The organism is Vibrio astriarenae, assembly GCF_010587385.1.
Classification (GTDB): Bacteria; Pseudomonadota; Gammaproteobacteria; order Enterobacterales; family Vibrionaceae; genus Vibrio; species Vibrio astriarenae.
The window spans coordinates 2572834-2595635 of sequence record NZ_CP047475.1 but is presented as its reverse complement, the minus strand read 5'-3'; the positions used below and the strand labels follow the sequence as shown (position 1 = coordinate 2595635).

Here is a 22802-nt window from a genome sequence, read left to right as displayed (position 1 = left end):
AGACTACTTGCCATCAAACACTGCTTGTTCAGTGTCACTCTTAAAAACGAAGACGAAAATCACTATGTATGCGTTAGAAATAGAAAACCTACGTAAGACCTACGCAGGTGGCTTTGAGGCCCTTAAAGGTATCAGCCTGAGTGTTGATAAGGGGGACTTTTACGCCCTGCTTGGTCCAAATGGCGCGGGAAAATCAACATCGATCGGAGTCGTTTCATCTCTGATCAATAAAACCTCCGGTAAAGTTAAGGTCTTTGGTCACGATATCGATACCGACCTAGAGTTGGCTAAGCAGCATCTTGGCCTCGTGCCTCAAGAGTTCAACTTCAATCAATTTGAAACGGTTGAACAGATTGTGTTGCAGCAAGCTGGTTACTATGGCGTGTCACGTGAACTTGCTAAAGAGCGTGCGAAAAAATACCTCACTAAGCTCGACTTGTGGGAAAAGCGTGCCGAACGTGCGCGTAATCTATCTGGGGGTATGAAGCGCCGCCTGATGATCGCACGTGCGCTTATGCATGAGCCTAAGCTTTTGATCTTAGATGAACCGACAGCCGGGGTGGATATCGAACTACGTCGCTCAATGTGGGAGTTCTTGAAAGAGATCAACCGCGAGCAAGGCATCACGATTATTTTGACCACCCACTACTTAGAAGAAGCAGAAATGTTGTGTCGTAATATCGGCATTATCAACCGTGGTGAATTGATTGAAAACACCAGCATGAAATCCCTGCTAGGAAAGCTAAAGGTGGAAACCTTTATCTTGGACTTGGAAGAGGGTTCCGTTGAACCGCAATTGACCGGTGTCGCCCGCCAAGCATTTACCAATGGCTCGCTTGAAATTGAGATTGATAAGACGCAGGGCTTGAATGCGATCTTTACTCAATTGACTGAGCAGGGCGTTAAAGTACTGTCTATGCGTAACAAGGCAAACCGATTAGAAGAGCTGTTTGTCACGATTGTGCGTGAGCAATCCCAGCCAGTGAGATAAGGAAAAACATCAGCATGTATCAACTATACTGGACGGCCTTTAAGAGCTTACTGGCTAAAGAGATCAATCGTTTTACACGCATTTGGGTGCAAACCTTAGTACCGCCTGCGATCACTATGACGTTGTACTTCATCATTTTTGGTAGTCTCATTGGTTCGCGTATCGGCGAAATGGGGGGCTTTAGCTATATGGAGTATATTGTGCCGGGTCTGATCATGATGTCGGTGATTACGAACTCCTACTCCAATGTCGCTTCGTCATTTTTCAGTGCAAAGTTCCAAAAGAACATTGAAGAGTTGTTGGTTGCCCCTGTGCCAAACTATGTCATTATTGCTGGTTTTGTGATGGGCGGCGTGACGCGTGGTCTATTGGTAGGGACGATCGTCACGGCCGTATCTCTGCTGTTTGTCGATCTACAGGTGGAGCACTGGGGCATCATTATCGCCACCGTTTTCATGACCTCCGTTGTGTTTTCACTCGGCGGCCTGATTAATGCCGTGTTTGCCAAAACGTTTGACGATATCTCGATTATCCCGACCTTTGTGTTAACGCCACTGACGTACCTTGGTGGTGTGTTCTACTCAATTAGCTTGCTTCCTGAGGTCTGGCAAGGCGTGTCAAAAGTGAACCCAATCGTCTACATGGTTAACGCCTTCCGCTACGGCTTCTTGGGGGTATCAGACGTCGGTATCGTCACTTCATTTGGTGTTCTGAGTATCTTTGTTGTGGTTCTCTACGCGATAGCGCATCACCTTGTGAGCAAAGGCATCGGTCTACGCAGCTAATTTTAAAGTCGATAGATAGCAAAAAGGTCAGCAAATGCTGACCTTTTTCATATTCGTAAAAGAACATGCTGTTTGTGATATTAGTTTGCTTCAGAGTGACTCTCTTCAGTCACTACTTCGTCTTTTTCACTCGCAAGATCAAGGGTTTGATTGTCAATCAAACGAACATTACCAAGGAAAGCTGACATCAAAATGACCGCTTGCTTAGACTCAGGGGTAACGGCTTGCAGTGTGCGAGAGTCGCGAATGAAGATCTCATCTGGGTTCAGACCTGCAGCACGCAGTTGATCGTTCGCATCTTCCACAACAGAGGCGTAATCGTCACGACCGCCACGAATGGCACTGCTGATCCAACGCATCGTGCGCGCCAAAACAGGCGCACGTTGGCGCTCATCAACCGTTAGAAGGTTGTTGCGAGAGCTCATTGCCAGACCATCCATCTCACGCACTGTCGCCACACCAACAATTTTGATGTCCATTGCTAGGTCTTCAACCATTTTGCGGATGACAGCAAGTTGCTGAAAGTCTTTTTTACCGAAGCAGGCAACGTCCGGTTGCACAATGTTGAATAGCTTGGTCACAACGGTTGCAACACCACGGAAATGACCAGGGCGAGACGCACCTTCAAGGATATTAGACAGCCCAGGGACTTCGACCGCAGTGTGTGAATCTAGGCCTTGTGGGTACATCATCTCTGGCGTTGGCGTGAACACCACTTCAACCGCCTCTGCTGAGAGTTTTTCAAGATCCGCTTCCATTGTGCGAGGGTAGTTAGCCAGATCATCGGCACGCTCAAACTGCATCGGGTTCACAAAGATGCTCACGACGACCACATCAGCGTGTTCACGTGCTTTGCGAACAAGGGTCAAGTGACCTTCGTGTAGATTGCCCATTGTTGGGACAAAAGCAACTTTACGACCTTCACGTTTGTAAAGTTTGATCTGCTCACGTAATAAAGCAATATCATCAAAAGACTGCATGCTGTTTCCTCTAAGCTATGGTGTGCGCGGCATCAGGGAAGCTTCCTGCTTCAACCTCTTCGATGTATTTTGCTACGGCTTTGCGCATATCGCCAGTCTCTGCGAGATAGTTCTTTGAGAACTTCGGCATATAATTGGCAGAAATACCGAACATATCGTGCATGACCAAGATCTGGCCATCCGTACCGTTACCCGCACCAATGCCGATGACAGGTACGTCTAGAACCTCTGTAATGCGTGTTGCTAGCTCAGCTGGAACACATTCAAGTAGCACGATTTGAGCGCCTGCTTCTTGCAAAGCAAGGGCGTCACGAACCATACGGTCTGCTTTGTCTTGCTCACGACCTTGAACCTTGTAACCACCAAAAATGTTGACAGACTGTGGAGTAAGACCCAGGTGCGCACAAACAGGTACAGCGCGCTCTGTTAGCATCTTAACGGTATCAACTAACCAGTCACCGCCTTCTAGCTTGACCATATTTGCGCCTGCGCGCATCAGCTGCGCTGCGCTCTCACAAGCTTGCTCAGGCGTTGCGTAGCTCATGAATGGCATATCTGCCATTAGTAGAGTGTTTGGGCTACCAGCGCGTACACAGCGCGTGTGGTAAGCAATATCCTCTATGGTTACTGGTAGCGTGTCATTCTTACCTTGTAGAACCATACCTAAAGAGTCACCGACCAGAAGGACAGGCATCTCTTGGCTTTCGAATAGTTGTGCAAAGCTAGCGTCGTAAGCAGTTGAACTAGCAAATTTACGGCCTTCGTGTTTCCACTTCATAAGGTCGTTGATATTGATTTTTTTCATGATTTTTCCTTAATAGGATTTGGCTATGATTGCCAAACATCGAGCCCGTTTCGGTCAACCTTCTGAATGAGGTCTTGGAGCTCAGTCCCGTCAGGGAGTGTTAAATTTGGTGCGATTTCCGCTAGCGGGTAGAGGACAAATTCTCTCACTTTCATTCCGTAGTGAGGAATCGTCAAGCGCTCGGAATCTATCACCTCATTGCCGAAAAGAATAATGTCTAGGTCGAGGGTTCTCGGCCCCCAGCGCTCTTCTTTACGGACACGCCCTTGTTCTAACTCAATCGCTTGTGTGCAATCGAGTAGGTCAAGTGGCGTTAATTCTGTTTCTATCTCAGCGACAGCATTAATGTAGTCAGGCTGATCTTGCGGTCCCATTGGGGTGCTGCTGTAAAGTTGCGAGCACTTTATCAGGCGAGATTTTGGCAAGCTCTTAAGGGCTTCAATCGCTTGTTGTGCCTGCTCTACAGGGGTAGCCATATTGCTACCGATAGCAATGTATACCGTGCTCATGACTTAGGCTTGCTCTTTTTTGGGCGACGGCGACGGCGGGGGGATTTTGCGCCTCCGTCATCTAAGTCTGCCACCATGGCTTGGCGCATGTTACGGCCAGCATTTTGGAAGGTTGCCCACCACTCTGCAAGCTCTTTTGTTTCGCCTTGCTCAATTTCGCCACGCATCTCTAAGAAGTCAAAGCCCGCACGGAACTTGTTTAGCTCCATCAAACGGAAGGCACGTTTACCCGAACGACGCGGTAGGCGCAGTTGTAGCTGCCAAATTTCACGAATCGTCGCGGTATGACGACGTGGAATCGCAGTGCTGCGTACTTGTTCATCAAGTACAACATTACCCGCTTCCATGATCGCATCGTACTCTGTCATTTTGCGTGACTGCATAAAGTGGTCAGCCAACGCTTTGACTGGATACCACAAAATAGCGGCAAACATAAATGCAGGGTTGATACGCTTACCTTCATCATGACGTTGGTCAGTTGAGTCCAGCGCTAGGTCGAGCATCTGCTCGGCTGGAGATTCATAATCTTCAGTGAAGAACTCTGCCACTCTAGGGAAGAGCTGCTGGAACAGGTTGTACTCACGCATTAAGTGGTACGTCTCTAACCCATAGCCAGATTGCAGCATTTTCAATGACTCTTCATACAGGCGGGCAGCGGGAATATCACGCAGCAGCGGAGCAAGCTCTTCGATTGGCTCTGCGGTATCTTCTTCGATGTCAAAATCAAGCTTTACAGCAAAACGCACAGCTCGCAGCATACGAACCGGGTCTTCGCGGTAGCGAGTTTCGGGATCACCAATCAGGCGAACGAGTCTGTCTTCTAAGTCCTCTATACCACCGGCGTAGTCATGAATACTGTAGTCATCAATGCTGTAGTACATCGCGTTGATACTAAAATCGCGACGTTCTGCATCTTGATCAATGGTGCCGTACACGTTGTCACGTAGTAACAGGCCGGCATCTGACTTTTGCGAGACGTTCTTTGTTGTCTCCTGGTGATGACCACGGAATGTGGCCACCTCAATGATATCGCGACCGAACATAATGTGCGCAAGACGGAAGCGACGACCGATGAGACGACAGTTTCTGAATAGACCTTTGATTTGCTCTGGGGTTGCGTTGGTCGCAATATCGAAGTCTTTGGGTTGACCGCCAAGTAGCAGGTCGCGAACACCACCACCAACAAGGAAGGCTTGAAAGCCCGCTCCATGCAGTCGGTAAAGGACTTTGAGCGCGTTATCACTGATCTGTTTACGAGAAATATTGTGTTGCTCGCGAGCAATAATATTCAGCGACAGCTCTGGATATATCATCGATGTTTGGTCGTTTATGTTCATGAAGTTTCGATATTTTTGTATTCGTTTTAGTGCTGGAGTGTTCCCTTCAGCACGCAATTTGCGGCTAATAATAGCCTAGACGGAGCCATTTGAGAATCTTGGTGTGATTTCTGTCGACTCTGGCAACTGTAAGAGGGACCAATGCCTCACGCCCCATTGGACAATTTCTTCTATCGTCCCATCCTTGAGTGACGGTTCGATGGCAAAGCCTAAACACTGCATCGCTTTAAGCAAGGTGCTCTTGGTGTCTAAAGCATCAATCGCTGGAGCGTGGTTCTGTTTCGAGAGCTTATTGCCATTTTCGTCTAGTGCCAGTGGTAGGTGAAGATAGCGCACAACCGGTTGTTTTAGTTGGTGATACAGCGACATTTGACGACCCGTCGGTTCAATCAAGTCAGCCCCTCGCACCACTTCGGTAACGCCTTGGTCGATATCATCTAACACCACTGCGAGATTATAAGCGTATAAACCGTCTCGACGTTTGATGATGAAGTCTTCTTCTGCTAGCGCTTTAGGCAGTGGTATGTTGCCGTGTTTAAGGTCAATAAACTCAGTGACGGGTTGCTCGATATGAAGACGCACTGAGCAATGGTGCGGATCCGCGAGTTGCAGTGCTCTACAGTGTCCGCTATAGAAACCACCCATCGCTTTAATTTGCTTGCGGGTGCACTGGCAGTAGTATGCTTCACCTGTCGTAAGCCAATGGTCAATTTGCGCTTGATAAAGCTCATGGCGCTGGCTTTGATACACCACATCACCGTCCCAGCCCAGTTGGTAGTTTTCGAGTGTACGTAGAATAGACTCTGCCGCACCTGGTTGCTCCCGAGGTGGGTCAAGGTCTTCAATACGAACTAACCAATGCCCTTGTTGTGACTTAGCTTGAAAATAGCTGCCTAAAGCCGCCATGAGCGAACCAAAGTGTAGTGGCCCTGAAGGAGATGGGGCAAAACGACCAACATAATCTGTCATGGGAATGATTTGTTATCCTAGCGTACAAAAACAACAAAAGGGAGCCTAAGCTCCCTCATGGACGTTGACAAACCAAGGGTTAACCTTGCATTTGACGCTCTTTGATCTCAGCAAGCGTTTTGCAGTCGATACAAAGATCAGCCGTTGGGCGTGCTTCAAGACGGCGGATGCCGATCTCAACGCCACAAGACTCACAGAAACCGAAGTCATCTTCTTCGATCTTGTTTAGCGTCTTCTCAATTTTCTTGATTAGACGACGTTCGCGATCTCGGTTGCGAAGTTCTAGACTGAACTCTTCTTCCTGAGAAGCACGGTCAACGGGATCAGGGAAGTTTGCTGCTTCGTCCTGCATGTGGTGAACAGTACGATCAACTTCGTGACGTAACTGGTCGCGCCAAGCTTTCAAAATTACTTCGAAGTGAGCCATTTGCTCAGGTGACATGTATTCTTCACCTGCTTTCTCTTGGTACGGCTCAACTCCAGCAATAGCTAGGATGCCTAGCGCTTTTTTCTTAGATTCTGGCATACAGCATCTCCTAATAACACCTAGCAACTGTTTCCTACAGTTGTTTTAAGGCGGGTATCTATAGCAGAAAGCGGCAAGTGTGGCAAACGTTCCCTAACAAAGTGTTTATCAATGTGAACATGGCAGCATTTTTACTGCTCACAATTAACAAATTCTATTGCTTTTTGTAACTGAATCGCTTGCGGCGAAAGTTGCGCTTTGTAGCACAGTACTTCTACGCCTGCGGCTTGTGCTTGTTTCAATAATTGATGATATTTCGCGTCTATATGGAGGGCAGCTGAGACTTTTTCAATGCCTGAATGTAAAATAGTGAATAATAACACGGCTCTTTGACCGGAATTTGCGACTTCCATCAGCTCTCGTAGGTGTTTTTGACCACGAGTGGTGACGGCATCGGGAAAAAAGCCTTGTCCATATTTATCCTGAGCAAGCAGGGTGACGCTCTTTACCTCTATGTAACACGAAGGACGCTGGTTGTCTTCGAGCAATATGTCAATTTTACTATTCTCTTGCCCATATTTTACTTCCGTGCGTAATGACTCATAACCTTGCAATTCCTCAATAGTGCCATTGTTGATGGCTTCTACCGCAAGTTGATTAGCACGGACAGTATTAATCGCAATCACATCACCATTTGGCTTTTGCGTGAGCTCCCAGGTGTTGGGATATTTCCTTTTTGGATTGTCGGAGGTGGAAAACCATACCGTATCGCCCTCGTCGGCACACCCGGTCATTGCGCCTGTGTTGGCACAGTGAATGGTGCGTGTTGTTCCATCTTTGAGTGTAATATCCGCGAGAAAGCGTTTATAGCGCTTAATCAGGGTTGCGGATTCAAGTTTAGGTTCAAAATTCATAATCTATTGAGCTTAGTGTGGTTAGGGTCAAGTTGCTTATTGTTTTTCATTCGCTGTTAGCCGCGATGCAATCTTGACGTTAGAATAGTGACAAAGCATTACATCACAGGACTCGTGAGTTGTCACAATTACCCATCAATAACGTTCTTCCACAGCTACTTAGCGCGGTTGAACAACAATCTCAAGTGATCTTAAAAGCGGCGCCAGGTGCCGGTAAGTCAACCCATTTTCCATTGAAACTGCTCGAACAGCATCAGGGGGCGGGTAAGATCATTATGCTTGAACCTCGCCGATTGGCAGCCAAGAGTATTGCTAATTATATTGCCCAGCAAAAAGGGGAGAATGTGGGTGAAAGTGTTGGTTATCGCATCAAGGGGGAGACCAAGAGTAGTTCACACACCAAGCTTGAGATTGTGACTGAGGGTATCTTGACTAGAATGATCCAGTCCGATCCAGAGTTGAGTGATGTCGATGTTTTGCTGTTTGATGAGTTTCATGAGCGTAGCTTACACGCTGATACAGCGTTGGCGTTGAGCTTAGAGATTCAAGCCGCGCTACGTGATGATCTTACGCTGGTGGTGATGTCTGCGACGTTGGATGATGAAGCGTTACGAGCGCTATTGCCTGAAGCAATCTACATTGAGTCACAGGGTCGAGCTTATCCGGTCGAGCACCAATATCGTGCGCTGACACCCAATGAGCGATTGCCTGCAGTGATGAGTGCGCAAATCGAGGGCTTGATGGCAAACCAGAGCGGTTCGCTGTTGGCATTCTTACCAGGTGTTGGCGCCATTAAGCAGGTCGAGAGCTTACTTAACGACTCAGCACGCCTTGGGGTAGATGTCGATATTTATCCTTTGTACGGTGCATTGGACTTTAAACAGCAGCAGTTGGCGATTGCGCCAAGCGCCAAGGGAAGACGAAAAATCGTACTGGCGACCAATATTGCGGAGACCTCATTAACCATTGAGGGAATCCGTATGGTTGTGGACTCCGGACTTGAGCGAGTGGCAAAGTTTGATTTAACCACGGGGATCACTCAGCTTGAGCAGCAGCGTATTGCCCAGTCGTCAGCAGAGCAGCGTAGTGGTCGAGCTGGTCGTCTTGAGCCAGGTGTGTGTGTTCGCCTCTACTCTGAATCTCAACTGATGCAGCAGCCTGTGGTACCAAATCCTGATATTTTACATTCTGATTTAGCTCCTTTAGCGATGGAGCTACTCAATTGGGGAGCTCATGAACCAAGTGAGCTGCAGTGGCTGGACCTTCCTCCTCCCGCGGCCATGAACCAAGCTTTTGGCCTACTGTGTACCTTAGGCTTGATTGATGACGCTCGCCGCCTCACTTCGATGGGAAAACAGGCCTATCAATTGGGTTTAGAGCCTCGCCTTGCTAGTATGTTACTGCAGGCGAAGTCACATGGAGAAAAGTCTTTGATGTCTGCGATTGTCGCTGCCGCGCTCATCGAAGAGGTTGAACGCAATGTGGTGGACCTTGCTCACTCATTACATCGTCTACAAACCGGACGTCATGATAGACAAGCCTTAGTCAAAAAACGCATCGATGTATTAGCACGAAAATTAAGCACTAAGGTGAACATACCTTCAATGACAGATGCTGACATTGGGCTAGCTCTTGCTTTGGGTTATCCGGACAGAGTTGCCCAGCGCCGCTCAGCACAAACCCAAGATTATCGTTTAGCCAACGGACATGGCGCGCAGTTTTATGATGAGTCATTGTTTATTGACCAAGACTATGTTGTTGCGGTGGATGTGATGCGTATCGCTGGCAGAGCCAGCGTTATTCAAGCCGCTTGCTCTGTGGACATCAAGGCTCTAGAGCAGCAGTCTCCAAGCTTGTTTATCTGGCATGAACGTGTCGATTGGAGTGAAGCTAAAGGGCGTTTGGTGGCAGAAAAGCAGCAACTGCTCGGTAACCTGCTTATCGCCAGAGAGTCACTTCCTGAGCCAGATTCCAGTCAAATGTCCCAAGCATTGCTCAGTTATGTGCAGAGAAAAGGACTGGAGGTACTCGATTGGAATGCGCATACCGAGCAGCTTTATCAACGAGTTTTATGTGCGATAGATTGGCTTCCAGAGCAAAATTGGCCATTGATGGAAAAACAATCACTGATTGATGACATTGAGTCGTGGTTATTGCCCTATCTTAACGGGGTGAATAGTGTTAAGCAGTTAAGCCGAGTCAATGTTTCGGAGGCGTTGCTAGCAAGGTTAGGCTGGCCGCTCAATCAACAGCTAGATGAGTGGGTGCCTCAAGCGATTGTTCTGCCAACAGGGCGAGCACAACATTTGCACTATCAACAAGGGAAAGAGCCGATGTTGTCGGTTCGCATGCAGGAGATGTATGGTGAGCCTCAGTCGCCAACCGTGGCACTGGGCAAAATTGCCGTGGTGATAGAGCTGCTTTCACCAGCACATCGACCTTTGCAAGTGACAAAAGATCTCGCGGGTTTCTGGTCCGGTTCGTACCGTGAGGTGCAAAAAGAGATGAAGGGACGCTATCCAAAGCATGTTTGGCCTGATGATCCAGCGCAGCATCAAGCAACAACGAAAACCAAACGTCAGCTTGGACACTAAAGAACAGCATAATGACAGAACAAAAGAAAAAACCGGCGGCGAAAAAGCCTGCCACCAAACGCAAGACGACGGCAAAAAAGCCCACTGCGACGAAAACAGCAGCCAAAAAGAAGCCAGCAGCAAAACGCAAAATGAGTACCAAAAAATCAAAGCGTGGCTGGGTAGGGACTCTTTGGTCACTCACTTGGAAGAGCGGCTTGGCTTTGTTGGCCGTGTTGGTGGTCGTGGGGATTTATCTCGATACGATTGTTCGACAGAAGTTTGATGGCCAGCTGTTTGATCTGCCTACTGTCGTTTATGCGCGTATTTTGACGCTGACTCCAGGACAAGAGATTACCATTCAAGAAGTGCGTAATGAGCTTGATGTGCTGAACTATCGTAAAGTGTCACAGCCCAAATATCCTGGAGAGTATTCATCATCAGCGACTCGAATCGAGTTGATTCGTCGTCCATTTGAATTTACCGATGGCGCAGAGCAAGAGCGTCGTGTGATGCTGCATTTTGGCAGCGGCCAGATTAATCGCATTCAATCGTTGGATCGCAGTGGTGATCTTGGTTATTTGCGCATTGATCCCAAGATGCTCGGCATGTTGGAGAAAAATGTCGGTGAGCAGCGCTTATTCCTCAAGCGGGACCAGTTTCCAGAGATTATGGTGGATGCACTGCTTGTCACCGAAGATCGAAACTTCTATCAACATGATGGTGTGTCACCCGTCGCGATTGCGCGTGCCTTCGTTGTCAATATGAAAGCCGGACGCACGGTACAAGGGGGCAGTACACTTACCCAGCAGTTAGCAAAGAACTTATTCTTGTCCAGTGATCGCACTTTGTGGCGAAAAATTCGTGAAGCTTACATCGCCATTTTACTTGATCACCGCTACAGCAAAGACCGTATTCTGGAGGCATACCTCAATGAAGTCTATTTAGGGCAAAGTGGCGGGCAGGCGATTCACGGCTTTGGTCTTGCTTCTCGCTTGTACTTCGGGCAACCAATTCAAGAGCTGCGTATTGACCAGCTTGCACTGCTAGTGGGAATGGTGAAAGGTCCCTCCTATTACAATCCAGTACGCCACCCAGCCCGCGCCAAAGAGCGCCGCGACTTGGTGCTGCGCTTGATGATGCAAAATGAGTTGTTGACGGCTAGTGAGTTCAATGAAGCGGCAAGTCGTCCATTGGATATTCAAGATAACCCACGCATTGCCAGTCGCCAGCCAGCGTACTTCCAGCAAGTAAACCGTGAACTATCAGAGAAGGTCGGCGATGCATTTCGCTCTGGTATCGGTCTTAAAGTCTTTACCTCACTCGATCCTGTCTCTCAATCGAAACTGGAGAAATCGGTTGCGCAAAAAGTACCAGAGTTGGAGCGAGTGGCAGGCGCGGGGCTGGAAGGAGCAGCCATTGCAGTAGATAGGCAGACGGGTGAAATCCGTGCCATGGTGGGAGGTAAGCGCACCGGTTACGATGGCTTTAACCGCGCCCTAAATGCGAGTCGTCAAATAGGTTCATTAGCCAAGCCCGCCGTGTATCTGACGGCGTTGGCTAAGCCAGATGAATATCAACTAGCCACCACTTTGCAAGACAAACCAATTACATTGCAAGGCAGCCAAGGAAACGTGTGGTCGCCGCGTAACTATGATCGTCAATACCGAGGCGATGTTCCCTTGTATGAGGCGTTGTCAAAGTCACTTAATGTTCCTACAGTACAGTTAGGTATGGCATTAGGTCTGCCAGCGGTGATTGATACCTTTGAAAAGCTAGGCGTAGATAGACAGGAGATCCGCCCTGTCCCAAGCTTGCTGCTTGGCTCGTTTACGTTGACGCCGTATCAAGTGGCGCAAATGTATCAAACGCTTACCAATAGTGGTCGAATTGCGCCGCTTTCTGCATTACGTTCAGTGGTGGATAACGACGGAAAAGTGCTGTTTGACTCGCTGCCTCGAGTATCCAGGGCTGTGCCTGAGCAGGCAGCTTGGCTCACCACTTTTGCCATGAAACAGGGGGTAGCAACGGGCACCGGGCGCTTCTTACAGTCGCAGTTTGCCTGGGCGCAATTGGCGGGTAAAACAGGTACCAGCAATGATACACGTGATAGCTGGTTTGTTGGTGTCGATGGGCGAGAAGTGACTACTGTTTGGCTTGGACGAGATGACAACAAACCGACTAAGCTCACTGGCTCAAGTGGCGCACTGCGAGTGTATGCTCATTATCTGAATGATCGTATCCCACAGCAGCTAGTGTTGCCTTGGCCTCAGCAGATCTCCACCGTCGGCTTCCGTCGTGAGGAGAGCGGCGGTTTAGAGTATGACTGCCGAAGTAATACAACGTTGCCTGTCTGGGACCCTCAAGGGCACTTTCAGAAAGGTTGTGAGTCGCAACCAACGGATTGGTTGAAAAAGCTGTTTACGTGGTAGATTATAAGCTTCATAAACAGCACCTTATAATAAAATACAAGGAACGTTATGCTGCGTCATTTTTGCTTAACATTGACGGCAGTTGCTGCTTTGGTCTCCCCATTCCATGCAGCAGCTAATGAAACGAACGCTACAGTTCAGGATCAAAGTACAGAGAAAAAGCGTCCAACCATCGCATTAGTATTGGCTGGTGGTGGCGCAAAGGGGGCGGCTCACATCGGGGTCATCAAAGCCCTAGAAGAGATGCAAATTCCTGTTGATATCGTCACAGGCACCAGTATGGGCTCATTTGTCGGTGGGCTCTATGCCACAGGTATGTCTGCTGATGAAATCGAAAGCTTTATCTACAGTGTGGAATGGAACAACGGTTATCGTGACCGTGTTTCGCGCACTGAGCGTCGAGTGCGCGATAAAGAGTATGAAGACCGCTACACACTCAATCCAGAGCTGGGTATTGGCTTCGGTGAGTTTCGTTCGCCTCGCGGATTAGTTCAGGGGCAAGGAATGCTGCGTATTTTGCGTGAAACTACGGGGAATGTAGCGCGCCTAGACTCCTTTGATGAGCTCGCCATCCCCTACCGTTCAGTGGCCAGTGATATCGTAGAACTAGAGCCTGTTGTCATCGGCGATGGTTATCTTATTGATGCCATGATGGCGAGTATGTCGGTTCCTGGTGCACTTCCCCCTTATGAAATTGATGGTCGTCTGTTGGTGGATGGCGGTGTCACCAATAATATGCCGGTAGATGTTGCCTATGAAATGGGCGCCGATGTAGTGATCGCTGTTGATATCAGTAGTGATTATAAAGAGCTTGATGAGTTTACCAGCCTGTTTACCGTGGCAGATCAGCTATCTAACTATATGGTGCGCCGCAGCACCAGAGAGCAAAAAGAGTATCTTCGCGAAGGTGATATTTATATGCACCCAGAAGTGGGTGATATGCAAACTACAGAGTTTGAACGTATGCCTTCTGCCTTTGAGAAAGGCTATCAAATCGCCCATGAAAACGCAGATAAACTGGCTAAGTTGTCGGTATCTTCAACTGAGTTCCAACAATATATTGACGAAAAACAGCAGCGACGTAGCGCACTCGATTTTGGTCATGAGCTGACGGTCGATCGCATCGAGCTAGTCAATAACTCCCACTACAATGATGAAGTGATTGAAAATCGCCTCAATATAGAGCAGGGCAAAGCACTGACTTTTGAAGAGCTTGAAAAGAGCGTCGACCGATTGTACGTGCTCGACCGTTTTGAACGTGTTACTTACCAATATGACAAACACGAAGATGAAAATGTCTTGAAGGTCGATGTTGAGGAGAAGCGCTGGGGGCCCAACTACCTGAACTTCCGTTTCTTCTTGGAAGATGATTTTGACACGAGTAGCCAATATGCCATCGGAGCATCTATTAACTTTACTGACCTTAACAGTCACGGTGCAGAGCTTAAAACCAACGTTGAGATGGGCACAGATAAGCTACTCGAAGCGGATTTTTATACCCCGCTCTCGTCAAGTCTAAACTGGTTCTCCACTTCATCGCTGAAATACACCGATGAGCAACGTCATATGCCAGTTGATTTTGAAACTGGAGAGATACCAGAACCAAGCTTAGGCGCGATAGATGACTTTGTTCCAATTACTTATAAACAATTCCAGGCAGAGCTAGCCGTCGGCTTACATACCGAGCTCTGGCGTTTGATTAGGTTAGGTGGTCGCTACACCCGAGGGCAGGCTGAATTCACCACCATCGGCTCTGCGGGCAAGGTGGACTTTGATCGAGTTGGCGCTTTCGTCAATCTGCGTGTCGATACCCTAGATAGTTTTTCATTGCCAACCAAAGGCTATTATCTGAATGTTGAGTACTTATACTCACTGGACAATGTCGAACCTAGTGATGTGGTTGATATTATTGATAAAGTTAGTAATGATCGCGTTCAGGAGTTTTCCGTCGAAGCCAGTGCAGCCCACAGTTTTGACCGTCATACCTTTGTGGGTAAGTTTGACTACGGCATTGTAGAGAACTCGGTTGGTGAGTTTCCTGTTGATCCTAAAGAGCTAGGGGGCTTTTTGAGCCTATCAGGTATCTCACGTAATAGTATGATCGGTAATAACCTACTGTTTGGTAGTGTTGTGTATCGCTACCGTTGGTTTGACAACGACTTTGGTATGTTCAAATCTCCGGTATATCTCGGTGGCTCATTAGAATATGGCGGTGTATGGAATGATACGGACGTTCGCTTTGATGATGCCCCATTGTATGTTGCTGGTTCGGTTTTTGCGGGAATAGACTCCCCAATTGGACCAATAATGTTTGCTTATGGACGAACCGAAGAGAACAACGATTCGGTTTATCTAATTCTCGGGACTTCATTCTAGATAGCGGTGAAAATCTCATCACTTTTGTCTCAACTTGCTATGTTGGTCAAAGTGGTGAGATTTTAATTTATCGTTAAATTTGCTATCTTACGTCCCACAGTTTGGCCTCTCTGGCGCTGTTCATTCTTATCTTTAGAATGACCTCAATTTAGTTAAATAATTGAAAAGGCGAAGGAGTTGCCAATTTTTCCAAGGATGTCCAATCCTATTCTAACTATAAGGATGGACCGCAATGAGAGGAAATAGTCGTGCTTGAAGCCTACCGTAAACACGTCGAAGAGCGTGCTTCTGAAGGAGTTGTACCTAAACCGCTAGACGCGGAGCAAGTTGCTGGACTTGTTGAACTTCTGAAAAATCCCCCACAAGGTGAAGAAGCCTTTATTCTTGATCTTCTAGAGAATCGTATCCCACCAGGTGTTGATGAAGCTGCTTATGTGAAAGCGGGTTTTCTAACCGCAGTCTCGAAAAGTGAGGTTGCCTCACCACTGGTTAGTCGTGAAAAAGCAGCAGAGTTGCTTGGCACGATGCAGGGTGGTTACAACATTGCGCCACTGGTTGAATTTCTTGAAGATGACCTGTTGGCACCCATCGCCGCGAAAGCCCTGTCACACACCCTTTTGATGTTTGATGCCTTCTATGACGTTGAAGAGAAAGCAAAAGCGGGTAACCAGTATGCGAAACAAGTTTTGCAGTCATGGGCAGACGCTGAGTGGTTCACTTCAAAAGAGAAAGTGGCTGAGAAAATTACCGTTAAGGTATTTAAAGTAACTGGCGAAACCAACACGGATGATCTGTCACCGGCACCTGATGCTTGGTCTCGTCCTGATATTCCTGTGCATGCGAAAGCGATGCTGAAGATGGAACGTGATGGTATCAATCCAGATCAGCCAGGCAGTGTTGGCCCAATCAGTCAAATTGAAGATCTACAAAAAGACGGCATTCCTCTGGCGTATGTCGGTGATGTGGTTGGTACGGGTTCATCGCGTAAATCGGCGACTAACTCAGTACTTTGGTTCATGGGCGAAGATATCCCATATGTGCCAAACAAGCGCACAGGTGGTATCTGTCTAGGTGGCAAGATCGCCCCTATCTTCTACAACACCATGGAAGATTCTGGCGCACTGCCAATTGAACTTGACGTACAGAACATGAACATGGGGGATGTGATCGACATCTTCCCATACGAAGGTGTTGTGCGTAAAAACAATGAAGTTATTTCGAACTTTGAGCTGAGCAAGGTATTGCTGGATGAAGTTCGTGCGGGTGGTCGCATTCCATTGATCATCGGTCGCGGCCTAACGAGCCGAGCGCGCACATCGCTTGGTTTGGATGAGACGGATCTATTCGCGAAACCGGTTGATCCTTCAGCATCGGATAAAGGCTATACCCTTGCCCAGAAAATGGTAGGTAAAGCGTGTGGCGTTGAAGGTGTCCGCGCTGGTCAATACTGCGAGCCTAAAATGACGACTGTAGGCTCTCAAGATACGACGGGGCCTATGACGCGTGATGAGCTTAAAGATCTTGCTTGTCTGGGCTTCTCTGCTGACCTTGTCATGCAGTCATTCTGTCATACATCGGCATACCCAAAACCTGTTGACGTGAATACGCACCATACATTGCCTGATTTTATTATGAATCGTGGGGGTGTATCATTGCGCCCAGGTGATGGTGTTATCCACTCATGGCTAAACCGCATGCTGCTACCTGACACGGTCGGTACCGGTGGTGACTCGCATACTCGTTTTCCGCTTGGTATTTCATTCCCAGCAGGCTCTGGTCTGGTTGCATTTGCGGCAGCAACAGGCGTGATGCCACTGGATATGCCTGAATCCATCCTTGTCCGCTTCAAGGGTGAAATGCAGCCTGGTATTACTCTGCGTGACCTGGTACATGCAATTCCATACTACGGTATTCAGCAAGGCCTGCTAACGGTTGAAAAAGCCGGTAAGATCAATGAGTTCTCTGGTCGTGTTCTAGAGATAGAAGGCGTAGAGCATCTCACTGTTGAGCAAGCATTTGAGCTGTCTGATGCCTCAGCTGAGCGCTCTGCAGCAGGTTGTACTGTTAAGCTATCTCAAGAGTCGATTGAAGAGTACTTGAATTCAAATATAGTCATGCTTAAGTGGATGCTATCAGAAGGTTACGGCGATCGTCGTACGATTGAACGCCGCATTTCTGCAATGCAAGAGTGGCTGGCCAATCCCGAGTTGATGGAGGCAGATAGCGATGCAGAATATGCGCACGTTATCGAGATTGACCTTGCTGAAATCAAAGAGCCAATCTTGTGTGCGCCGAATGACCCTGACGATGCGCGTCTGCTGTCAGAAGTTCAGGGCACTAACATTGATGAGGTGTTCATTGGTTCATGTATGACCAACATTGGTCACTTCCGTGCGGCAGGTAAGCTACTCGATAAGTTCTCGGGTCAGCTAGATACACGCTTATGGGTTGCCCCACCAACTAAGATGGACAAAGACCAGCTGACAGAAGAGGGCTACTACGGCATCTTCGGCCGTGCTGGTGTACGTATAGAGACTCCAGGGTGTTCTTTGTGTATGGGTAACCAAGCGCGTGTTGCTGATAAGGCAACCGTTATGTCGACTTCAACGCGTAACTTCCCTAACCGTCTTGGTACAGGCGCTAATGTTTACCTGTCTTCTGCTGAGCTGGCTGCAGTCGGTGCGATTCTTGGTCGAATCCCAACGATGGAAGAGTACCTTGAGTATGCGAAGCAGATAGATGCAACAGCGGCAGATACGTATCGTTACCTCAACTTCCATAAAATGGACCAGTACACGAAGAAAGCAGATGAAGTGATCTTCCAAGAGCCTGCTTAATCCGCAGAGCTTGTATTGAACAGGTAATTGAAAAAGAGAAGGCCGCTAGAGATAGCGGCCTTGTTTTTGATCTGTGTTTCAGCGTTAGGTTAACGAGTCATATTAAAGATTGCAGCCACATTGCGCGCAGTGATCTCAACGTTTTCTGCCGCCTCAGTCAGTGCTGTCGGTAGGTCGACAGAGCGGTTAACTACAGCAAAAACAGAATCAATACCGTGTTCGTGTACCACACCGCAATCTGATGATAGGCAACCAGCAATACCAATCACAGGTAAGTCGTATTGCTTCGCAGTGCGCGCAACACCAATCGGTGTTTTGCCATGAATGGTTTGACTGTCAATACGGCCTTCACCAGTAATCACGAGATCAGCATCCGCAACGACTTGGCTGAGGTTTACTGCATCCATCACGATATTGATACCAGGGCGAAGCTCTGCTCCCAGCAAACCCACTAGTGCGGCACCAAGGCCACCAGCCGCCCCTGCACCCGGCATATCGATAACATCTTTATCAAGCTGGGCTTTCATAATACCTGCATAGTGAGCCAGGTTCATATCCAGCGTTTCAACCATTTCAGGCGTCGCGCCTTTTTGTGGGCCAAACACATGTGAAGCGCCCTTAGGGCCACAAAGTGGATTATCAACATCACAAGCCACTTCAAGGCGAACTTGGGTAAGTCTTGGGTCTAGGTTGCTAAGGTCAATTTTTTGTAGGCGTGATAGCTCACCGCCACCAAAACCCAGCTCTTTTTCATCTTTATCGAGCATACGAATGCCAAGTGCTTGCGCCATGCCCAAGCCACCATCATTGGTTGCGCTGCCCCCAATACCGATAATGATGTGCTCAACACCTTTATCCAAAACCGCTTTAATCAGCTCACCCGTACCGTAAGTGGTGGTTTTAAGAGGGTTACGTTGTTCAGGCTGAGCTAAGTGGAGGCCAGAAGCGGCAGCCATCTCGATAACCGCGGTCTTACCATCGCCTAAAAGACCATAGAAACCTTCAACAATTTGACCTAGAGGGCCAATCACTGGCTGAGGAATGATAGAACCACCTGTTGCATCGACGAGAGACTGCACCGTTCCCTCGCCGCCATCTGCCATTGGCAGTTTGATGTATTCAGCCTCTGGAAGCACTTGCTTAAAGCCGTTCTCAATCGCTTGAGCCACACCCATTGCCGTTAGGCTTTCTTTATAAGAATCTGGAGCAATTACAATTTTCATTTCAATACCTTAAGACTTTAAACAAACAGACCAAACACACCAAACATCATCACAGAGACGAACGCGATCATCAGACCCACTGCCGATTCATATGGGATCAGCTTTAGACGCTCACGAATATCCATATGAACGGCACCACCGGTTGCGTGGAAAAAGCTGCCGTGTGGCATATGGTCAAGAACAGTCGCACCGGAGTGAATCATGGCAGCGCCTGCAAGAGCAGGAACACCTAAGTCCAAAATCGTGGTGCTAAACACACTAGAGGCAACGGCTGTACCAGCTGTCGTGGAGGCCGTTGCTAGCGCCATCATGGCACCAGAGATTGGTGCAAGTAGGTATGACGGCAAACCAGAGGCAGTAAGTAGGTCAATCAAGCCATCTCTCAGCGCTGAGTTTGCGACGATGCCTGCGAGTGTACCTGTGCCAAGCAGCATCACTGCGACCGGAGCCATACGGTTCAGGCCAGACACTGCAAAGTGGTTAGAATCTCTGAAACGTCCCATGATCACAGCACCAAGCAAGCCGCCTAGTGGCAATGCGATGAGAGGATCAACATTAACGCCAGCAATTGGACGCAAAGCGAGTAGCGCAATAGCGACCAGTGGGGCAACAATCGCTGCACCAAAAGAAGGAAGACGACTATGGTCTACAGCAACGACTTCAGACTCCGCTACTTTGGTTCCTCTATTGACCAGACGCTTAGCGATGAAGTAAGCCAGTAGCATGCCACATAAGCCAGGAACAACACCTGCAGCCATAACAGAGGTCAAAGGGACATCAAAAGCATCTGCGGCGGCGATAGCATTTGGATTAGGTGACATGACGTTACCCGCTTTACCGCCGCCGACCATCGCTAAAAGGATGGCCGTTTTCGAGATGTCAGCACGACGAGCAATCGCCAAGGCGATCGGAGATACGGTAATGACTGCGACATCTACAAAAACGCCCACAGCGGTTAAAATCATTGTTGCGAGAGCAAGCGCTAGCAGCGCTCGTGTCTCACCGACTTTTTTGACAATGGTTTCAGCAATCGAAGTGGCTGCACCAGACTCAATCAGGACACCAGCTAGCACACCTGCCGCTAGAATACGTAGGACTGCAGTGACAATACCTTGCGCACCACCAATCATCAGGCCAACAGTGTCGGTCAGTGAGACGCCACCAACGATACCACCGACCAGCGCACCAATAATCATGCCGTACGCTGGTGGAACTTTTTTGAGGATTAGGGCAATCGCCACGACAAGCGCGGATAGAGCACCGAGTGTAGAGACTTCAATCATGTTCTATTTCCAAATGGATAAGCGAATTTTTTCGCAAATATAGAGTGACAGAACGAAAGAGTCTTTAGCGTAAGTGACAAATGTTCATCACCAGACAGGTCGTTTTATTGTGCGCTTGCACAAATTTACTTTGCCCAGTGAAATAAGTTAATCGTAATATACAACTGCATAATGTCATCTATCTTGTTGATATTTAATGATGTTAGTTGCTCAATTTTCTCTAGTCGATACCTTAGGGTATTACGGTGAATATGCAGCTTTTCACAAGTGAGAGCTGAATCGCAATTTTGTAGAAAATAGATCTTGAGGGTCTTAACGAGTAATCCTTTGCTATCTCCCTTTTGCAATGCAAGGTAGGGTTGCTCGAGCTGCTCTCGACGCCATGGTTCGTTGAGTAGACTGCTCATGATGACGGGTAAACGATAGTCCTGATAGAAGAATACCTCTCCTTGTCGGTTGGCGACGCTGTTGAGAGTCAATTGAGCCGTATCGTATGAGCGCGCAAGTCCACTTAAACCGGTAAAGTAATCCCCCAACGCAATCTTGATCTTGAAATTAGCCTCTTTTTTCACTCGGCGTAACAGTTGGTTGATGCGTTTGGTCTCAGTCTCTTTCGACCAACCGTCAGCCGTCAGAGTAATAGGTTTGAGCACCACCACTTCGTTTTGTGAAACCGATAAGATGCCCACTAGATTATCGCGCTCAGGGTATTCCAGCAGGTGTACGAGTTGCTGCAGGTGCTCAAGCGATAGGGGCTTGTTTTTTTCGGGCAAGACTTTTACAACGGCAGCAATGCGAGGTTGGGCGAGATCCAGATCAAGTCTGTCCGCAATCGCATCAAGTTGCATCTCATTAAGTGTCGTTCCTTTGATTAACTGCAATACTAACTCTTCACGGTGACGCTTATTCCACTCTATCTGCGACATTAGAGCAGCTTGCTCCACAATGAGCTCCGCGGTCATTTTTACCAATTCACCAAAATGATGCACATCCTGCGGTTTGCCGGAGATACCAATCACGCCGATGACCTGTGCTTGATATAGGATTGGAAGATTGATTCCAGGTTTGACGCCTTTTAGGTGATCCGCTGTTGCTTCATCGATCTCCACTACGCGGGACTCAGTAATAGCGAGAACAGCCCCCTCGTGCTTTTGGTGCAACCTAGCCTGATCTCCCGAGCCGATAATACGCCCTTTATCATCCATCACATTAATGGAGTGAGGGATGATTTTCATCGTACGTTCAACTATTTGTCGGGCAATCATTTCGTTTAACTGCATCTTTACCCCAATTTAGATTCTCATGCTACCGAGGACAATAGTCTGCCGGTCGCCCGGAAATATCAAGAAAATGGTATAATGGGCGACTTTTTCTGCTGGCGATGAGCCTCACAAAGGTAGAGTGATGGATTTTGAATTTAAAAAGAACACCTTATTAGGTACATACACAGTTTACTGCAGCATGGGGCATGAGGCGGTGGCTCAATGGGTTGAATCCGAATTAGGCACGCAAATAGCGAGAGTTGATAAGCACTTGGAACTATTAGCTCAAGCACGTAATAACCCATTCAACGAGATCAATGTATTGGGGCAGGGGTATAACTTATCTGTTTATGACAATGAAGTCACCGTCACAGCACATACGGTGCAAGATGATAGCAGTGACTGGCATGATGAAGAGTTAGGGAGTTTTTCCGACGAGACAGAAGCCGTCTGTGGTTTAGATGATTTTGAGTCGCTGTTGATTCAATGGCGAGAGTTTGTCGGTTAGATGCACTGAAATGGGGAAATGTTAAAACTTTGCTTCATTTTCGTGAGTGCACTGCACTGTTTTGGTGCGTAGTTCGTCAGTGACAAATTACTTCTCATCATAAGTTGTTGAAATTAAAGGTTTAAAAAAGTTGGCACGTAGATTGGATTAGTGGAATCAAACCAGAGATGAATGTTTTCGGAGAGGAAGCGATGAAACTAATCAATGCGATTGTAAAACCATTTAAATTGGACGATGTGCGCGAAGCACTCGCTGACGTAGGTATCGAAGGGATGACGGTATCTGAAGTGAAGGGTTTCGGGCGTCAAAAAGGTCACACAGAGCTATACCGTGGTGCAGAGTACCAAGTGGACTTCTTGCCTAAAGTGAAGCTAGAGATTGCAACACAGGCAGAGAATGTTGACCGTGTTATAGAAGCAATCACTAAAGCGGCACACACCGGTAAAATCGGTGACGGTAAAATTTTCGTTTACGACCTAAGTCAAGCCGTGCGTATCCGTACCGGTGAGATGGACACAGAAGCACTATAAGAATTCAAAGGATTGGAGAACA

18 protein-coding genes are annotated in these 22802 nt (G+C 48.0%); 8 read left to right on the top strand and 10 right to left on the bottom strand.

Going from position 1 to position 22802, the window contains the following annotated elements; all coding sequences use genetic code 11:
• Positions 1 to 64 precede the first annotated feature (64 nt).
• Entirely contained in the window at positions 65 to 991 is a 927-nt protein-coding gene (locus GT360_RS12035; protein WP_164649112.1) for an ABC transporter ATP-binding protein, read from the top strand.
• Positions 992 to 1005: 14 nt separating this feature from the next.
• Positions 1006 to 1776: an ABC transporter permease gene (locus GT360_RS12030; protein WP_164649111.1), complete on the top strand. Its 771-nt coding sequence runs from the start codon at positions 1006 to 1008 to the stop codon at positions 1774 to 1776.
• A gap of 80 nt (positions 1777 to 1856) precedes the next feature.
• Here the strand turns inward: GT360_RS12030 and panC are convergent, their stop codons facing one another.
• The 7 genes from panC to sfsA all read right to left on the bottom strand — a co-directional run bounded on the left by panC (position 1857) and on the right by sfsA (position 7756).
• Positions 1857 to 2756 (bottom strand): pantoate--beta-alanine ligase, encoded by a 900-nt coding sequence (gene panC, locus GT360_RS12025; RefSeq protein ID WP_164649110.1) that lies wholly within the window; start codon positions 2754 to 2756, stop codon positions 1857 to 1859.
• A gap of 10 nt (positions 2757 to 2766) precedes the next feature.
• Positions 2767 to 3561 carry a 3-methyl-2-oxobutanoate hydroxymethyltransferase gene (gene panB, locus GT360_RS12020; protein ID WP_164649109.1) on the bottom strand — a complete coding sequence of 265 codons (795 nt, stop codon included), beginning with the start codon at positions 3559 to 3561 and terminating at the stop codon, positions 2767 to 2769.
• 23 nt (positions 3562 to 3584) lie between these two features.
• Positions 3585 to 4070 (bottom strand): 2-amino-4-hydroxy-6-hydroxymethyldihydropteridine diphosphokinase, encoded by a 486-nt coding sequence (gene folK, locus GT360_RS12015; RefSeq protein WP_164649108.1) that lies wholly within the window; start codon positions 4068 to 4070, stop codon positions 3585 to 3587.
• Entirely contained in the window at positions 4067 to 5407 is a 1341-nt protein-coding gene (gene pcnB, locus GT360_RS12010) for a polynucleotide adenylyltransferase PcnB (RefSeq protein ID WP_164649107.1), read from the bottom strand. Before pcnB ends, folK begins: the two co-directional genes overlap by 4 nt.
• A gap of 75 nt (positions 5408 to 5482) precedes the next feature.
• Positions 5483 to 6376: a tRNA glutamyl-Q(34) synthetase GluQRS gene (gene gluQRS, locus GT360_RS12005; RefSeq protein WP_164649106.1), complete on the bottom strand. Its 894-nt coding sequence runs from the start codon at positions 6374 to 6376 to the stop codon at positions 5483 to 5485.
• A 79-nt stretch (positions 6377 to 6455) separates the two neighbouring features.
• Entirely contained in the window at positions 6456 to 6902 is a 447-nt protein-coding gene (dksA, locus tag GT360_RS12000) for an RNA polymerase-binding protein DksA (RefSeq protein WP_164649105.1), read from the bottom strand.
• Positions 6903 to 7033: 131 nt separating this feature from the next.
• Positions 7034 to 7756: a DNA/RNA nuclease SfsA gene (gene sfsA / locus GT360_RS11995; protein WP_164649104.1), complete on the bottom strand. Its 723-nt coding sequence runs from the start codon at positions 7754 to 7756 to the stop codon at positions 7034 to 7036.
• Between the two features lie 119 nt (positions 7757 to 7875).
• Between sfsA and hrpB the strand changes: the two genes are divergently transcribed.
• From hrpB to acnB, 4 genes are all read left to right on the top strand, one after another.
• Positions 7876 to 10350, top strand: a complete 2475-nt coding sequence (gene hrpB, locus GT360_RS11990; RefSeq protein ID WP_164649103.1) for an ATP-dependent helicase HrpB — start codon at positions 7876 to 7878, stop codon at positions 10348 to 10350.
• An 11-nt stretch (positions 10351 to 10361) separates the two neighbouring features.
• On the top strand, positions 10362 to 12761 hold the full coding sequence (mrcB, locus tag GT360_RS11985; protein WP_164649102.1) for a penicillin-binding protein 1B: 2400 nt from the start codon (positions 10362 to 10364) through the stop codon (positions 12759 to 12761).
• Positions 12762 to 12809: 48 nt separating this feature from the next.
• Positions 12810 to 15137, top strand: coding sequence for a patatin-like phospholipase family protein (locus tag GT360_RS11980; protein WP_164649101.1), 2328 nt, complete (start codon positions 12810 to 12812; stop codon positions 15135 to 15137).
• A gap of 248 nt (positions 15138 to 15385) precedes the next feature.
• A complete protein-coding gene (gene acnB / locus GT360_RS11975; RefSeq protein ID WP_164649100.1) occupies positions 15386 to 17974 on the top strand; it encodes a bifunctional aconitate hydratase 2/2-methylisocitrate dehydratase in 2589 nt (862 codons plus the stop codon).
• 89 nt (positions 17975 to 18063) lie between these two features.
• Here acnB and GT360_RS11970 read toward each other — a convergent pair whose 3' ends face one another.
• From GT360_RS11970 to GT360_RS11960, 3 genes are all read right to left on the bottom strand, one after another.
• Positions 18064 to 19197: a glycerate kinase gene (locus GT360_RS11970; protein ID WP_164649099.1), complete on the bottom strand. Its 1134-nt coding sequence runs from the start codon at positions 19195 to 19197 to the stop codon at positions 18064 to 18066.
• Between the two features lie 17 nt (positions 19198 to 19214).
• Positions 19215 to 20480 (bottom strand): GntP family permease, encoded by a 1266-nt coding sequence (locus GT360_RS11965; protein WP_164649098.1) that lies wholly within the window; start codon positions 20478 to 20480, stop codon positions 19215 to 19217.
• 125 nt (positions 20481 to 20605) lie between these two features.
• Positions 20606 to 21760, bottom strand: coding sequence for a sugar diacid recognition domain-containing protein (locus GT360_RS11960; protein ID WP_164649097.1), 1155 nt, complete (start codon positions 21758 to 21760; stop codon positions 20606 to 20608).
• Between the two features lie 124 nt (positions 21761 to 21884).
• On the opposite strand from GT360_RS11960, the gene GT360_RS11955 reads away from it, so the two are divergent.
• Together GT360_RS11955 and GT360_RS11950 are read left to right on the top strand one after the other, a co-directional pair.
• Entirely contained in the window at positions 21885 to 22250 is a 366-nt protein-coding gene (locus GT360_RS11955) for a YacL family protein (RefSeq protein ID WP_164649096.1), read from the top strand.
• Between the two features lie 191 nt (positions 22251 to 22441).
• Positions 22442 to 22780, top strand: a complete 339-nt coding sequence (locus GT360_RS11950; RefSeq protein ID WP_164649095.1) for a P-II family nitrogen regulator — start codon at positions 22442 to 22444, stop codon at positions 22778 to 22780.
• Positions 22781 to 22802: the final 22 nt, after the last annotated feature.